The organism is Aerolutibacter ruishenii, assembly GCF_007830115.1.
Classification (GTDB): domain Bacteria; phylum Pseudomonadota; class Gammaproteobacteria; order Xanthomonadales; family Xanthomonadaceae; genus Aerolutibacter; species Aerolutibacter ruishenii.
The window spans coordinates 237,534-251,817 of sequence record NZ_VLKP01000003.1; the positions used below are offsets into that span (position 1 = coordinate 237,534).

At 66.8% G+C, this 14,284-nt stretch carries 17 protein-coding genes; 4 read left to right on the forward strand and 13 right to left on the reverse strand.

Translation table 11 applies throughout. The features are described 5' to 3' along the window. The 13 genes from IP93_RS05115 to asnS all read right to left on the reverse strand — a co-directional run bounded on the left by IP93_RS05115 (window position 1) and on the right by asnS (window position 11,943). Window positions 1–687: a DUF2461 domain-containing protein gene (locus tag IP93_RS05115; protein WP_144812861.1), complete on the reverse strand. Its 687-nt coding sequence runs from the start codon at window positions 685–687 to the stop codon at window positions 1–3. 40 nt (window positions 688–727) lie between these two features. Then, window positions 728–2,170: an exodeoxyribonuclease I gene (gene sbcB, locus IP93_RS05120; protein WP_144812862.1), complete on the reverse strand. Its 1,443-nt coding sequence runs from the start codon at window positions 2,168–2,170 to the stop codon at window positions 728–730. Window positions 2,171–2,174: 4 nt separating this feature from the next. Beyond that, on the reverse strand, window positions 2,175–3,533 hold the full coding sequence (locus IP93_RS05125; protein WP_144812865.1) for an FAD-dependent oxidoreductase: 1,359 nt from the start codon (window positions 3,531–3,533) through the stop codon (window positions 2,175–2,177). Continuing rightward, the gene (gene kynU, locus IP93_RS05130; RefSeq protein ID WP_144812866.1) at window positions 3,523–4,818 is read right to left on the reverse strand and encodes a kynureninase; all 1,296 of its coding nucleotides are present in this window, start codon (window positions 4,816–4,818) and stop codon (window positions 3,523–3,525) included. The genes IP93_RS05125 and kynU overlap by 11 nt, the downstream gene beginning before the upstream one ends. A gap of 45 nt (window positions 4,819–4,863) precedes the next feature. Then, a complete protein-coding gene (locus tag IP93_RS05135; protein ID WP_144812869.1) occupies window positions 4,864–5,874 on the reverse strand; it encodes an amidohydrolase family protein in 1,011 nt (336 codons plus the stop codon). Window positions 5,875–5,887: 13 nt separating this feature from the next. Next, the gene (locus tag IP93_RS05140; protein WP_144812871.1) at window positions 5,888–6,436 is read right to left on the reverse strand and encodes a 3-hydroxyanthranilate 3,4-dioxygenase; all 549 of its coding nucleotides are present in this window, start codon (window positions 6,434–6,436) and stop codon (window positions 5,888–5,890) included. A gap of 24 nt (window positions 6,437–6,460) precedes the next feature. Continuing rightward, on the reverse strand, window positions 6,461–6,904 hold the full coding sequence (locus IP93_RS05145) for a RidA family protein (RefSeq protein ID WP_144812873.1): 444 nt from the start codon (window positions 6,902–6,904) through the stop codon (window positions 6,461–6,463). A 1-nt stretch (window position 6,905) separates the two neighbouring features. Further along, complete coding sequence (gene can / locus IP93_RS05150) at window positions 6,906–7,568, reverse strand: carbonate dehydratase (RefSeq protein WP_144812875.1); 663 nt, start codon at window positions 7,566–7,568, stop codon at window positions 6,906–6,908. 6 nt (window positions 7,569–7,574) lie between these two features. Further along, window positions 7,575–8,999 (reverse strand): aldehyde dehydrogenase, encoded by a 1,425-nt coding sequence (locus tag IP93_RS05155; protein WP_144812877.1) that lies wholly within the window; start codon window positions 8,997–8,999, stop codon window positions 7,575–7,577. 128 nt (window positions 9,000–9,127) lie between these two features. Continuing rightward, window positions 9,128–9,916, reverse strand: a complete 789-nt coding sequence (locus tag IP93_RS05160; RefSeq protein ID WP_144812878.1) for an SDR family oxidoreductase — start codon at window positions 9,914–9,916, stop codon at window positions 9,128–9,130. Between the two features lie 15 nt (window positions 9,917–9,931). Next, entirely contained in the window at window positions 9,932–10,234 is a 303-nt protein-coding gene (locus tag IP93_RS05165) for a hypothetical protein (RefSeq protein WP_144812881.1), read from the reverse strand. Next, window positions 10,231–10,539: a hypothetical protein gene (locus IP93_RS05170; protein ID WP_144812883.1), complete on the reverse strand. Its 309-nt coding sequence runs from the start codon at window positions 10,537–10,539 to the stop codon at window positions 10,231–10,233. Before IP93_RS05170 ends, IP93_RS05165 begins: the two co-directional genes overlap by 4 nt. A gap of 3 nt (window positions 10,540–10,542) precedes the next feature. Further along, window positions 10,543–11,943 carry an asparagine--tRNA ligase gene (gene asnS, locus IP93_RS05175; RefSeq protein ID WP_144812885.1) on the reverse strand — a complete coding sequence of 467 codons (1,401 nt, stop codon included), beginning with the start codon at window positions 11,941–11,943 and terminating at the stop codon, window positions 10,543–10,545. A 206-nt stretch (window positions 11,944–12,149) separates the two neighbouring features. Between asnS and IP93_RS05180 the strand changes: the two genes are divergently transcribed. From IP93_RS05180 to rplI, 4 genes are all read left to right on the forward strand, one after another. Further along, entirely contained in the window at window positions 12,150–12,488 is a 339-nt protein-coding gene (locus IP93_RS05180; RefSeq protein ID WP_144812888.1) for a HesB/IscA family protein, read from the forward strand. A 207-nt stretch (window positions 12,489–12,695) separates the two neighbouring features. After that, window positions 12,696–13,124, forward strand: coding sequence for a 30S ribosomal protein S6 (rpsF, locus tag IP93_RS05185; protein ID WP_144812891.1), 429 nt, complete (start codon window positions 12,696–12,698; stop codon window positions 13,122–13,124). Window positions 13,125–13,135: 11 nt separating this feature from the next. Continuing rightward, window positions 13,136–13,366 carry a 30S ribosomal protein S18 gene (gene rpsR, locus IP93_RS05190; RefSeq protein ID WP_144812893.1) on the forward strand — a complete coding sequence of 77 codons (231 nt, stop codon included), beginning with the start codon at window positions 13,136–13,138 and terminating at the stop codon, window positions 13,364–13,366. A gap of 131 nt (window positions 13,367–13,497) precedes the next feature. After that, the gene (rplI, locus tag IP93_RS05195; RefSeq protein ID WP_144812895.1) at window positions 13,498–13,950 is read left to right on the forward strand and encodes a 50S ribosomal protein L9; all 453 of its coding nucleotides are present in this window, start codon (window positions 13,498–13,500) and stop codon (window positions 13,948–13,950) included. The last annotated feature ends 334 nt before the right edge of the window (window positions 13,951–14,284 follow it).

Consider the following 14,284-nt stretch of genomic DNA (forward strand, 5'->3'; position numbering starts at 1 on the left):
TCAGAACTCGAGGTCGAGCGCGGCGCAGAGATAGTCGGTGAACGGTCCGAGCGCGTCCAGGTCTTTCTCCACGGTTTGTCGCAGCCGCGGCCCGGTCATCACGTCATCGTCCAGTGACCGGAAGGCGACGAAGTTCTTGCGGCGCAGGTCGTCGGCAAACTCGAAATCGTCGGGAAAGCCGCGCGGCATGCGCACCAGCATCTCGCTGTCTTCCAGGTCGAAGCGCTTGCGGAACGCGGGCGCATGTGCTGCCGCCTTCCAGCTGCCGGGGTTGTCGACGATGAACTGGCGGACTTTACGCACGGTGGGCGTTTCCGGATGCCAGAGGCCGGCGCCGATGAAGCAATCGCCCGGTTGCAGGTGCAGGTAGAAGGACGGCGCCGCGACTTCGCGTCGGCGCTCATGGAACAGCCGTGCGCCCTGCCACGGCTTGTACGGTGCCTTGTCGTTGGCGAAGCGCGTGTCGCGCTGGATGCGGAACATCGAGCCGCCTACCGGCCGTGGGTCGGAGCGGAACCGGGGGCTGACGGCCGTCAGTGCAGGCTGCAGGTCCGTCAGCAGCCGCTGGAATGGCTGCCGCACGTGCGACTCGTAGTCGGCCTTGTGCGCGAGGAACCACTCGCGGTTGTTATGCCGGGCGAGGCCGCGCAGGAACTTGAAGCTGGCGTCGCTGAAATACTGGCTCATGGCAGGCAGTCAGGGGCGGGGGGCGACAGTATCGCGCGCGTCAGGGCAGGGCTGCATCCAGCCGATCGGTCCAGGCCTCCACGGCATCGAGCAGCGCCAGGCGGTCGGCACCCAGATCGCCGCGGGCGCGCAGGTCGGCCAGTTCGTGGCGGACGGTCTCGAAGGTGTACTCGGACAGCCCGACCGGGCCGCGCAGGCGTTGGCTTCGGTAGGCGTCCCACCGCTGCCGTTCGCCGGCTGACAGGTTGTCCGGCCAGTTGCGTGCCCGGTAGCGGAACAGGAGCTCGGGCAGACGCGCGTCGCGGAAGGGGATATTCCGTTGTCCCAACGCCTCGGGTGGCGTGGTGCGCACGTCCTGGAACAGGCGCTTGTCGCCATCGCCGAGAAACCCGTCGTACAGCGAGGCATCGGCGTCGGCCGGGGCGCGCGCTTCTTCCTTGGCGAAGATGCGGCGGACTTTTTCCGCGATGGCCGGGCCGACCGCCTGCAACTGCTCGGCTCGCGCGGCGACTTCGTCTGGCAGGATGCCGAGGCGTTCGAAATCCGGTTGCCGCAGGTGTTGCCAGGCCATCAGGGCGGGGCAGCGGTTGAGATGCAGCTCCTTCAGTGCGACGCGCTCCTGGCCTTCGGGCAACTGTTCGGCGCGCAGGTACAGCGTTGCCGCGATCTCGTCGGCATCGCGTTCGAGCAGGCCCTTGGGGTCCTGGGTCAGGTCGAACACGATGATGCGGTTGTCGATCTTCGGGTGCCTGGCGAGGGGCAGCACGGGCGCCGCGCACAGTCGGCTGGCCGGGTAGCGCTGCGACACGTGCAGCAGCGGCGTCATGGCGGCCACGTCCACCAGACTGGCGGCGAAGCGCTTGTCGCGCAGGCGCAGCGCGTACTCCCACAACCTGGGCTGGGCCGTCTTGAGCTTGCGTGCCAGCCCGATCAGCGCCCTCACGTCGGACAGTGCCTCGTGCGCGTCGCCCTCGCGCACGCCGTTGGCTTCGGCCAGGTGCTCCAGCTTGAACGAGGGGTCGCCCTTCTCGTTGCGCGGCCACACCAGCCCTTCGGGGCGCAATGCATGGGCCATGCGCAGCACGTCGAGCAGGTCCCAACGTGTATTGCCGCCACGCCACTCGCGCTCGTACGGATCGTAGAAGTTGCGGAACAGGCCGAAGCGGATGAATTCGTCGTCGAAACGCAGGGAGTTGTAGCCCAGGCTGCACGTCTCGGGGCGTGCCATCTCGTCGTGGATCAGCGCGAACGCGTCCGCCTCGCGAATGCCATCGCGCAGGGCCTGTTGCGGCGTGATGCCGGTGACCAGCGTGGCGCCGGGGGAGGGTAGCAGGTCGTCCGCGGGCTGGACGTACACGCTGATCGGCGCCTCGACCTCGTTGAGGTCCGCGTCGGTGCGGATGGCCGCGAACTGCGCGATCCGCGTGGTGCGCGGGTCCTTGCCGAACGTTTCCAGGTCGTAGAACAGGAAGCTGGCGGGCATGGGCTCAGTCGCGGGGCAGCAGGGTCAGGCGTTCGCGTACGGTGGCGTCGACCGTATCCCAGTCCAGGGTGTCAAGCGTGGTATGGCCGCGGGTCAGGTCGACCAGCAGTTGGCGTTGCTGCTGTCCGCGCTCGAAAGCGACGGCATAGGGCATGCGCTGGAACGTCACCATGGCATAGCGCGGCATGAACCGGTCCGGATGACGCTCGGCCAGTCGCAGTTCCAGCGCGCGTTGCAGCAGGTAGTCGTCGTCGTCCACCCGGTCGCGCATCTCCAGGTAGTTCTCCAGCGCCATCTGCTGGATGGCGCGCGCGTTGGGCAGGCGCTCGGCCTGGAATGCGGCGAAGGCCGTGGTCAGGTCAGGGGCTCGGTCCAGGTGATCGGCCAGCGCAACGCAGTCCTCGAAGGCGCAGTTCATGCCCTGGCCGTGGAACGGCACCATGGCGTGCGCGGCATCGCCGATCAGCACCGCGCGGTCGTCGAGGTGCCAGCGGTCCAGGTAGAGCGTGGCAAGCAGGCCGGCGGGATTGCGCTCGAAGTCCTCCTCCAGGTTCGGAATCAGCGGCAACGCATCGGCGAAGTCGCGCTCAAACAGCGCGCGCGCCTCGGTCCCGTTGCGCACCGTCGCAAAACTGGGGTCACCTTCGTTGGGCAGGAACAGGGTGACGGTGAACGTCCGCTCGTCATTGGGCAGGGCGATGCACATGTAGCGACCGCGTGGCCAGATGTGCAGGGCATTGGGCTCGATGCTGAAGCCACCATCTGGCGCCGGCGGTATCTCCAGTTCCTTGTAGGAATGGCCGAGGAAGTCGGTGCGTTCGCCAAGGTCGCTGACGCGGGCCATGGCGGCACGCAGTGCCGACCCCGCACCGTCGGCGCCGACCAGCGCATTGAAGCCGATCGCATGGGTCGAGCTGTCAATGTCGTTGGTGAACGTCGCGACACGGGCATCGAAATCCACGCCATCAAGCGAACGGTGGAAGTGCACGCGCGCGCCTGCCTGCTCCGCAATGTCGAGCAGCACGATGTTGAGGTCGCCGCGGTGCACCGACCAGATCACCTCGCTGTCGTCCTTGCCATAACGCTGCAGGTCGGTGCGGCCATCACGGAAGTGCACCATGCGGCCGCGCATCATCACGGCCTGTTCCATGACCTCGTCGTCGCCCGAGGCCAGGCGCAGGGCGTGGCGACCGCGTTCGGCCAGCGCGAGGTTGATCGAGCGCCCGCCTGCATAGCCCTTGACCCGCGGGTCGCCGCGTTTTTCGTACACGTCCACCTTCCAGCCGCGTTGCGCGAGGAGGGTGGCGAGCAGCGCGCCGGCGAGGCCAGCGCCGATTACGGTGATGTGTCGATCAGCGGGCATCGCGCCAGGCCTCCACCGTCCGTGCGAATCGCAGCACGTCGGCATGGGTGTTGTAGAGAGGGGCGGGGGAAATGCGGATCACGTCGGGTTCGCGCCAGTCGCCCAGCACGCCATGGGCCGCGAGGTATTCAAACAGCGCGCGGCCCTGCGGTCGGCCACCGGCCACGCGGATCGACAGTTGGCAGCCGCGACGGGCGGGCTCGCCGGGGGTGATGATCTGCAGCACGTCGGACAGCCGTTGGCGGATGAGTGTCTCCAGATAGCCCGTCAGCGACTCGGAGCGGGCGCGCAACGTGGCCATGCCGACCTCGTCGTACAACGCCAGCGACGCGCGCAGTGGTGCCAGCCCGAGGATGGGCGGATTGCTGAGCTGCCAGCCGTCCGCACCCGGCGTGGGTACGAAGTCGGGCCCCATGCGGAAGCGGCTGGCGACTTCATGACCCCACCAGCCGGCAAACCGCGGCCGCTGTGTGTTCGCATGGCGCTCGTGGACGAAGCAGCCGGCGACCGCCCCCGGCCCGGCGTTGAGGTACTTGTAGTGGCACCACACCGCGAAGTCCGGGCCCGCGTCGTGCAATTGCAGCGGCAGGTTGCCGACCGCATGGGCCAGGTCGAAGCCACATGACGCGCCCTGTGCGTGCGCCAGGCGCGTGATCCCGGCCAGGTCGAACGCTTGCCCGGTGCGGTATTGCACACCGGGCCACACCACCAGCGCCAGCCGCGGACCGTGCTCGGCGATGGCGCGCGCAATGGCCTCCATCGAGAAGGTGCCGTCGGCCTCGTCGGGCTCCACTTCGATGAGGTCGGTGGCCGGATCGAACCCATGGAATCGCACCTGCGACTCCAGTGCGTAACGGTCCGAGGGGAACGCGCCGGCCTCCATCAGGATGGCCGGACGCGCTGCCGTGGGCCGATAGAAGCTCACCATCATGAAATGCAGGTTGGCGGTCAGCGAGTTCATCGCCACCACTTCGGAGGGCCGTGCGCCCACCAGACGCGCCAGCGGATCGCGGACCAGTTCGTGGTAGCTCATCCATTGGGCCTGGCCGGTGAAATGGCCTTCCACTGCTTCCACTTCCCACTTGTCCATGACCTCGTCGACATGCGCCCGCGCACCCCGTGGCTGCAGCCCCAGCGAATTGCCCACGAAGTAGGCCATCTCCCGACCGTCATGGTGCGGGATCAGGAAATCGGCGCGACGGGATCGCGGCACGACCGCCTCGAGGTGCGCAGCGTGGGCGTCGGTAAAGGGGTCGGCGGCTGCTGTTGCGAATGTGTCGGTCACGGCGGGGTCATCCAGGTCCCTTGCGGGACAACAGTCGAGGCGAGGTCAGGCGAAGCGCGACTTGGACAGCCCGAGCCACTCCAGCGCGGTGCCGTGGTACAGGCGGGCCTGGGCCTCGGGCGATAGCGCAAGCGATGCGATGCCCGCACCAGGCTCCTGTTCGCCAAGCGGGAACGGGTAGTCGGTACCCAGCATCACGCGGTCCGTGCCGCAGGTGTCCAGCAGGTAGCGCAGCGCGCGGTCATCGGCCACCCATGAGTCGAAGTACAACTGCGACAGGTAGTCTCGCGGGTTGCGCGGGTTGTCCGTTGCCACCAGGTCCGGGCGCATGTTGAAGCCGTGCTCGATGCGGCCGATAGTGTAGGGAAAGCTGCCGCCGCCATGGGCCAGGCATACCTTGAGCTTGGGCAGCCGCTCCAGCACGCCGCCGAAGATCAGGCAGCACGCCGCGCGCGACTGCTCGGCCGGCATGCCCACCAGCCAGGGCAGCCAGTACTTCGGCATGGACGGTGTTCCCATCATGTCCCATGGATGCACGAGGATCGCAGCGCCCAGCTCGGCGGCGGCTTCGAAGAAATCGAACAGCTCCGGCGCATCCAGGTTCCAGTCGTTGACGTGGCTGCCGATCTGCACACCCTGCAGGCCCAGCTGGTCCATGCAGCGCTCCAGTTCCTGGATCGCCAGGCGCGGCGATTGCATCGGCACGGTGCCAATGCCCGCATAGTGGCGCGGATAGTCGCGGCAGGCCCTGGCCATGTGGTCGTTGAGCGACTGGTGCAATTCCAGCGCATGGTGCGGCTTGGCCCAGTAGCTGAACATCACCGGGACGGTGCTGATCACCTGCACCTGCACCCCGAAGCGCGCATAGTCGTCGATGCGCTCCTGCGGATCCCAGGTCTTGGACCAGACCTCGCGGAAGAACTTGCCGTCCTTGTAGATGCGGTGGCGGCCGTCCTCGGTGTGATGGATCACCGGGAAACGCAGGTCGCCGTACTTGCGTGCCAGGTCCGGCCAGTCGCGCGGCAGGTAGTGGGCGTGGGTGTCGATTTTCAGCATCGCGTGTCCGGGCTCAGGTGATGTCGGCCTGCGAATCGGCCTGCAGTTCGTAGCGGCTGGGACGCGGGTTGAGGGTGCCGCACTGGCTGCACGTGCGCAGGGCCTCGTCGCGGTAGAACCGCTCGAACACGCGGAAGAAGTCCTGCTCGATATCCACCAGGTGGAATTTTTCCTCATACAGCTTGTGGTTGCAGTTCACGCAGAACCACATCAGTGCGTCATTCTCGTGGGCGAGTCGCCTGCGTTCTATCACCAGCCCGATCGAGCCGGGCATGCGCTGCGGGCTGTGCGGTACGCATGGTGGCAGGTAGAACATCTCACCGGCGCGGATCGGGATGTCGCGTGCGGCGCCATCCTCCTGGATCCGCAGTACCATCTCGCCCTCCAGCTGGTAGAAGAACTCCGGGCCTTCTTCCCAGTGATAGTCGGTCCGGGCGTTGGGCCCGCCCACGATCATGACGATGTAGTCGCCATCGACGATGCACTTGTTGCCCACCGGCGGCTTGAGCAGGTGGCGGTGTTCGTCGATCCAGGCCTGCAGGTTGATCGGGGCGGGTAGCATGGCAGCGGATCCTGGTGATCGTGGTCAGGTTCGGGGCGCGGCACCATCATGCAACACGGCGACGCACTTGAGCTCGATGGCGATCGGGGTGGGCAGGGCGGTGATGCCCAGCGTGGTGCGGCACGGGGCCGTGCCAGCATCCGGGAAGTACTCCGCCCAGATGGCGTTGTAGGCCTTGAAGTCGCGCGCCATGTCGGTCAGGTAGACGGTCACGTCCACCAGGTCGGAAAAATGCGCCCCGCTGGCTTCCAGCACCGAGCGCACGTTGTCGAACACCGCGTGCGCCTGGGCCGCGATGTCGTAATGCTTGAGTCGACCATCGGCGAAGTACTCGTTGCCCGGGATGTGATCGCCATCCGGGTGGCGTGGGCCGATACCGGACAGGAACAACAGGTTGCCCACGCGACGCGCATGCGGGTAGTGGCCCATGGGCTTCGGCGCGCTGTCGGTTCGGATCACGTCGCCCATGTCAGGTGACCCCGCAACCATCGGCGATCCGTGCCAGGGACAACGCATATGTCGATGGCAACTGCTCGGGCTTGTTCATGCTGATGCCGAGGTCGTTGATGCGTCCGTTCTCGAGGCTGTAGACCCAGCCGTGCACCGTCAGGTCCTGTCCTCGCGCCCACGCATCGCGCACGATGTTGGTGTGGGCCAGGTTGACTACCTGTTCCAGCACGTTCAGCTCGCACAGCCGGTCATGCTGGTCGCGTTCGCCCTTGAAGCCGTGCAGGCAGCGCGTGTGCTTGTCGGCCACGTCGGCGACGTGGCGGATCCAGTTGTCCACCAGCCCCAGTCGTTCGCCCGTCAGCGCCGCATGCACGCCACCGCAGCCATAGTGGCCAACCACCATGATGTGCTTGACCTGGAGTACGTCCACCGCGAACTGCACCACCGACAGGCAGTTCAGGTCGGTATGCACCACCACGTTGGCGATGTTGCGGTGGACGAATACCTCGCCCGGCGCCAGGTCGGTGATCTGGTTGGCCGGCACGCGCGAGTCGGAGCAACCGATCCACAGGTACTCGGGCGCCTGCTGTTTGGACAGACGCTCGAAAAAGCCGGGATCTTCCTCGCAGATCCGCTCGGACCATGCACGATTTCGCTCAAGCAGTTCCTTCAGGGAATTCATGGGTTCCTATCCAATCTGTATGCCGACGTTCTTGGCATCGGTAAAGAAGCGCATGGCTTCCAGGCCGCCCTCGCGGCCCAGCCCAGAAGCACCCACGCCGCCAAAAGGCGTGCGCAGGTCGCGCATCAGCCACGTGTTGATCCACACCATCCCCACGCGCAATCCTGCCGCCATGCGGTGCGCGCGGTTGAGGTCGTTCGTCCACACCGAGGCCGCAAGGCCGTATTCACTGGCATTGGCGAGCGCCAGCGCCTCGTCATCATTGTCGAAGGCCTGCAGGGTGACCACCGGGCCGAAGATCTCGTCGCGGTTGCTCGCGCAATCCGGCCCCAGGCCTTCCACGACCGTCGGCGCGACGAACCAGCCGGGGCGGTCGAGGGTGTGGCCCCCGCACAGCACGCGACCGCCTTCTTCGCGGATCCGTGCCAGTGCCGCGATGACCTTGTCGAAGTGGGCCTGGGACACCAGAGGGCCCATCTGGCTGTCGTCATCCATCGGGTCGCCCACGCGCAGGGCCAGCACACGTTCGACCAGCGCATCGCGGAACTCGGCGTAGATGCGGCGCTCGACCAGGATGCGTGACCCGCACAGGCAGATCTGGCCGCTGTTCTGGAACGCCGACCGGACGATGGTGTCGAGGTGGTCGCGCCAGTGGCTGTCGGTGAACACCAGCGTTGGGTTCTTGCCGCCCAACTCGAGCGAGACCTTTTTCAGCATCGGCGCAGCAAGGCCTGCGATACGCCTGCCCACGGCGGTGCTGCCGGTAAAGGACACCGCCTTCACCCGTGCATCCACTACCAGTGGTTCGCCGACCTCGGGGCCCAGCCCGTGCACGATGTTAAGGACGCCCGGCGGAAAGCCGATCTGCTGCATCAACTCGCCGAGCATGGTCGCGGTTACCGGCGTGACTTCCGAGGGCTTGGCGACTACAGCGTTGCCTGCCGCCAGTGCGGGCGCGATCTTCCATGTGAACAGATAAAGCGGCAGGTTCCACGGCGAGATGGTCGCCACCACCCCCAACGGCTGCCGCAGGGTGTAATTCAGGCCGGCTTGTCCGTGGTGTGATTCGCTGGCGAACTGCGTGGCGGCGTGGGCGAAGAAGCGCAGGTTGCTGATCGCCCGTGGAATTTCCGCCTCGCGCGCCAGCTTGTACGGTTTGCCGCCATCGCGCGCCTCGGCGTGGGCGAAGTCGTCCAGCCGCGCCTCCAGGGCGTCGGCAAGGCGCTCCATCCAGCGCGCTCGTTCGGTCGTGGGCAACACGGCCCAGGCAGGGGCGGCCGCCTCGGCGGCGGCAATCGCCGCGTCCACGTCCTGCACGCTGCCTCGCGCCACCTGCGCGAAGGCCTCTCCGCGGGCCGGATCAAAAACGTCCAGCCACTGACCCCCGGAGGGATCGCGGTATTCACCGGCGATGAAATGGCCGAGACGCATCCGGCTAATGTAGCAGTCGCGTCAACCCCTTCGGCAGGGTACGGAGTGGGGTGTGGGCCAACGCTGATGTGGCCACGCCATTGGCCGCCGTTCCGCCAGCGGCCCTGCCGCCGACGGCACGCGATGGCCTACAGCGATCGCGTACGCCCACCGTCCACCGGCAGGTTCACGCCGGTGATGTAACCCGCTGCCGGCGAGCACAGGAAGGCGATGGCCGCAGCCGTTTCCTCCGGCTTGGCGAAGCGGCGCATCGGGATCTCCGCCACCATCTTCTCGAACACCGCCTCACGGCTCTGGCCGGTCTTGGCGGCCGTGGTGTCGATGATCTGCTCGATGCGCGGCGTCTGGGTGGAGCCCGGCAGCACGTTGTTGACGGTGATGCCCTTGGCCGCCAGTTCCGTAGCCAGCGTCTTGGCCCAGCTCGCCACCGCCCAGCGCGTGGTGTTGGACACGCCCAGCCCGGCGATGGGCTCCTTCACCGAGGTGGAGATGACGTTGACGATGCGGCCATAGCCGTCGCGCTCCATGCCGGGGATCACCGCTTCGGCCAGCACGTGGTTGGCCAGCAGGTGCTGGCGGTAGGCGGCCTCGAAAGCGGCGATGTCGGTGCCGTGTACCGTGCCCGGCGGCGGACCGCCGCTGTTGTTGACGAGGATGTGGACCGGCTTGCCCGCCGCGAGTGCCTCGACCTTGGCGCGCAGCGCATCGGTGCCGGCAGCGTCCGCGGAAACCCAGCCATGTGTCTGAAGGGTGTGTGTATGGGGCAGAGTGGCCGCCACTTCCCGCAACACATCTTCACGGCGCGCGAGCAGGGTGACATCGGCACCGAGTTCAGCCAGCGCCTTCGCCGTCGCCAAACCGATGCCTTGCGTGGCGCCACAGACCAGGGCGTGCTTGCCGGACAGGTTCAGGTTCATCTCGGTCTCCTGGAATCAGTGCCGCTGCGGCAGCTTCTGCACCATCAGTTCGCGCAGTTGTGCGTCATCGGCCGCCTGCGGTGGCGCCAGTTCTTCCAGCGTCAGGCCACGTGCCGCCGCATCGTCCGCATCCATGCCGTCCAGCGCCACGTACTCGGCGTCCATCAATGCCGCGCGTGCGGTGTCCTCGCTGTCGTAGGGCTGGGCGTTGCCGTCGCTGTCGAAGACTTCGGCCGTACCCGCGTCCAGCACGCGCAGGCGTGCCCAGACCACCGTGCGGCCCAGCGTCGCCAGCCACCATTCGTCACGCATGCTCATGCCGACACCACCAGTGACAACAGCCAAAGCAGCCCACCCGCGATCAGTCCGCCGATGATGCACATCAGCGAAATGCGGGCCGGCGTGGCCAGCCCGTTGAGGTTGCGGTCATTCGCGGCGCGGTAGCCGCCACGCAGCAGCCACCACAACGACGAAGGCTTGGCGAACGCCAGTTCACCCAGGTTGCGCTGCAACTCGGGGTGGCGGTCGCGCACGTGCACCAGCGTCAGTGGCCAGAAGATCGCCATCGCGGTGGCGCCGGCAATCGCCAGCGCTACGCAGCACAGGGCCAGGAACAGGATCACCGGTCAGAACTCCGCGCTGCCTGGCGCGCGCGGGTAGGGGATCGCGTCGCGGATGTTGGACAGGCCGCAGACGTAGACCACCAGGCGTTCGAAACCCAGTCCGAAACCGGCGTGCGGCACGGTGCCGTAGCGGCGGAAATCGCGGTACCACTCGTAATGCGCCGGATCCAGTCCGAACTGCGCCATGCGCTTGTCCAGTACGTCCAGACGCTCCTCGCGCTGCGAGCCGCCGATGATCTCGCCGATGCCCGGTGCCAGCACGTCCATCGCCGCGACGGTCTTGCCGTCGTCGTTGAGGCGCATGTAGAACGCCTTGATGTGCTCGGGGTAGTTGGTCACCACCACCGGGCGGCCGACATGCTCTTCGGTCAACCAGCGCTCGTGCTCGGTCTGCAGGTCCAGGCCCCATTCCACCGGGAACTCGAACTTCTTGCCGGCGTTCTGCAGCAGCTTGATCGCGTCGGTGTATTCGATGCGTTCGAACGGTGCGTTGACGAACTTCTCCAGGCGCGTGATCGCATCGGGCTGCACGCGCTCGGCAATGAACGCCAGGTCGTCGGCGCGCTCGGCCAGCACCGCGCGGAACAGGTACTTGAGGAACTCCTCGGCCACGCGCGCGTCTTCTGCCAGGTCGGCGAAGGCGATCTCCGGCTCCACCATCCAGAACTCGGCCAGGTGGCGGGTGGTGTGGCTGTTCTCGGCGCGGAAAGTCGGGCCGAAGGTGTAGACCTTGCTCAGCGCCAGGCAGTACGCCTCCACGTTGAGCTGGCCGGACACCGTCAGGAAGGTTTCCTTGCCGAAGAAGTCACGGCTGAAGTCCACCTCGCCCTTGGCCGTGCGCGGCAGGTTGGCCAGGTCCAGCGTGGACACGCGGAACATCTGGCCCGCGCCCTCGGCATCGGACGTGGTGACGATGGGCGTGCTGATCCAGTAGTAGCCCTGCTCGTGGAAGAAGCGGTGCACGGCCTTGGCCAGGCAGTCGCGGATGCGCGTCACAGCACCGAACAGGTTGGTGCGCGGACGCAGGTGCGCCACTTCGCGCAGGAACTCCAGCGAGTGCGCCTTGGGCTGGATGGGGTAGGTTTCCGGGTCGTCCACCCAGCCCACCACCTCGACCTTGCTGGCCTGCATCTCGTACGCCTGGCCCTGGCCCTGCGACTGCACCAGCGTGCCGGTGGCGATGACCGAGCAGCCGGCGGTCAGGCGCTTCACCTCGTCCTCGTAGTTGGGCAGGGTGTTGGGCGCCACCACCTGGATCGGGGCGAAACAGGAGCCGTCGCTGACGTTCACGAAGCTCAGCCCGGCCTTGGAGTCGCGCCGGGTGCGCACCCAGCCGCGGACCGTGACTTCTCCGCCAGCGGGCACCTTGCCCGCGAGCGCCTGCGAGACGCTGACCACCGTCATGCCTTGAATCCTTGCCGCAAAGGGCCGATATGGGGAAAGGCGTCGAGTTTACCGGTTGCCGGCGCGTGCTTGCGAGTCGGCGGCCGGTTTCCGGCAAACCCCCGTTCCGGTGGCCGTTCCCGGTCCTGTCAGGGGCGGGGCCGTATACTGTGCCCGTACCGTTACCGTACTTGTCGCGTAATTGTCCGTACTTGCTGGAGTCGCTCATGGCCGTCACCCTCAGCCCCGCCGCCCTTGCCCGCGTCCAGCGCTACCTGGCCGAGACGCCGGGCGCCATCGGCTTGCGTTTTGGCGCGAGCAAGACCGGCTGCTCCGGCTGGCAGCACAAGGCCGACCTGGCGACGGACGAGCGGGCCGGCGACAGCATCTTCGAGCAGGAGGGGGTCCGGATCTACGTGGACGCCATCAGCCTGCCCATGGTGGATGGCACGGAGATCGACCTGGTCAAGCAGCGACTGGGTGACCAGTTCGTGTTCCGCAACCCCAACGTGGCCGATGAGTGCGGCTGCGGCGAGAGCTTCACCACCACCGTCCACGCCGCCTGAGGGCGCAGGGGCGGGCGCTCCGCCCCTGATCGGCCGGGTCTGGCCGGCCATTTGCGCGCAAGTCCGCGTCCTGCCATACTTTCCGGCTCCCGTGGCCTCGCCTCGGGAGACCCTTGCCCTACCGCGCCCGGCATCCACCCGATGCAGGGGTGGCGGGGGGCTGATCCGGCTGGCCTTCGCCTGCCATCATCCACAAGGAACAACACCATGCGTCATTACGAAGTCGTGTTCCTGGTCCACCCGGACCAGAGCGAACAGGTCCCGGCCATGATCGAGCGCTACAAGGGCCTGATCGAGAACGGTTCGGGCACCGTCCACCGCCTGGAAGACTGGGGCCGCCGCCAGCTGGCCTACCCGATCGAGAACCTGGTCAAGGCGCACTACGTGCTGCTGAACATCGAGTGCACCCAGAACGTGCTGAACGAGCTGGTCGACGGTTTCCGCTTCAACGATGCGGTCCTGCGCCACCTGGTCATGAAGCGCGATGCCGCCGACACCGAGCAGTCCCTGATCATGAAGTTCAAGGACGAGAAGGGCGACAAGCCGGAGCGCGGCGAGCGCCGCCGCCGTGACGACGAAGGTACCGACGCCGGCACTGCCGACGAGTCGACCGACGACAACGCCGAAGCCGCCTGAGGATCACTGACATGTCCAAGTTCTTCCGCCGCCGCAAGTTCTGCAAGTTCACTGCCGAGGGCATCAAGGAGATCGATTACAAGGATCTCAACACCCTGCGCCAGTACCTGACCGAGACCGGCAAGATCGTGCCGAGCCGCGTCACCGGCACCAAGTCGAAGTACCAGCGCCAGTTGTCGACCGCGATCAAGCGCGCTCGCTTCCTGGCCCTGATCCCGTACACCGACAACCACAACGTTTGATTGGCGCGTCCTCGGGCCTGGCCCGTGGATGACCGGCGGAGGGCAGGCACTGCCTGCCTTCCGGCCACATTCATTCGGACAACAGTCATTGCTGCGGGGCAGGCGTCCCGCTAACGAATCGGAGCAACACCATGAAGCTGATCCTCCTGCAGAAGGTCACCAACCTCGGCGGCCTGGGCGACACCGTCACCGTGAAGCCGGGCTACGGCCGCAACTTCCTCGTGCCGCAGGGCAAGGCCGTGCCGGCTACCGCCGCCAACCTGGCCGAGTTCGAAGCCAAGCGCGCTGATTACGAAGCCAAGGCCAAGTCGATCCACGACGGCGCCGAAGCCCGCAAGGCCAAGTTGGAAGGCGTGTCGGTGACCATCCGCGCCAACGCCGCCACCGAAGGCAAGCTGTACGGCTCGGTCACCACCCGTGACATCGCCGACGCGCTGACCAAGCACGGCTACGAAGTCGCCAAGTCCGAAGTCATCATGGGCGAAGGCGCTATCCGCCACATCGGCGAGTACGACGTGCTGGTCCATCTGCACGCCGACGTCGAGACCACCGTCAAGGTGGTCGTCGAAGCCGAAGCCGCCTGATCCCACGATCCAGGCTGTGCTGCCGGAGGGCGCCGCAAGGCGCCCTTCGCGTTTCTGGCTGGGCTGGCGGTGTAGCACCAGGGCACTTCCACGGCAACACCGTTCACGCGGGCCCGCGTCGCACCCGGATCCCGCACGCCCGGTCGCAGGGGGTGAGACCGTGATTGGCTAGCGTCCAACCAGGTCCACCCCGCGCAACTATCCGCAGCTTATCCACAGACTTGTCTGCAACACCCGGCGGCCGTCGGCGCATAGGATGGCCAACCAGCCTTGTCGACAAGGCCATCAACAAGGCCGCGTAGACGGCCCATCGCAGGGGGATCCCACCAGCCAT